Below are 612 nucleotides of genomic sequence, written 5' to 3'. Positions count from 1 at the left end.
GCGATCCAGGCCGAAACCCAAACCGCTGCACTCGCATCAAGCGCCCACACTTATCGGTTGTTTAATTGTTAAAGAGCGGTACTGCTAAATTCTGTACTACTGGTTTCTGCCTTCAACTTCGGCCAACCTCGCTTTCGCGTCGTCGCTGTCGTTGCAGCAGAGAAACGAGATTATGAAGAAGTTTTTATCGCTTGTCAAGCCAGCTTCGCATTTTGCTTTGCTTTCTTGCGGCGACCTCTTCAGGTCTCGCCAGGACTTTTGCCCTGCCCTAGCAGCTATCGAAACGTCAGGGCAAACCCTAGATTTTTCGGTAACAGCCAAGCCCGAAACTATATCACCATTTTTGCAGTGAATGCAACCGGCTTCTGCCTGACTTGCACTCTGTCCTGCAATGTCGCCGAGCTGGAGGATCTCCGTTTCAGCAGACATGGAACATAGGTTCTCACTAAAAACAAACCCCCACAGGCTTACCTGTGGGGGTTTGCGCAATAAAAGCCTGACGATGACCTACTTTCACAGACGTCCGTCCACTATCATCGGCGCAAAGGCGTTTCACTGTCCTGTTCGGGATGGGAAGGAGTGGTACCACCTTGCTATGGTCGTCAGGCGTAA

General features: G+C 51.0%; 1 rRNA gene. It reads right to left on the bottom strand.

Annotated elements, in window-relative coordinates:
• Positions 1-494 precede the first annotated feature (494 nt).
• Positions 495-607 (bottom strand): 5S ribosomal RNA (gene rrf, locus KW836_RS27660).
• Positions 608-612 lie beyond the last annotated feature (5 nt).

The sequence above is a fragment of the Achromobacter sp. ACM05 genome (assembly GCF_019218915.1).
Lineage (GTDB): Bacteria > Pseudomonadota > Gammaproteobacteria > Burkholderiales > Burkholderiaceae_B > Achromobacter > Achromobacter animicus.
Note: the sequence above shows the minus strand (reverse complement) of the source record. Positions and strands in the feature narration are given on the sequence as shown.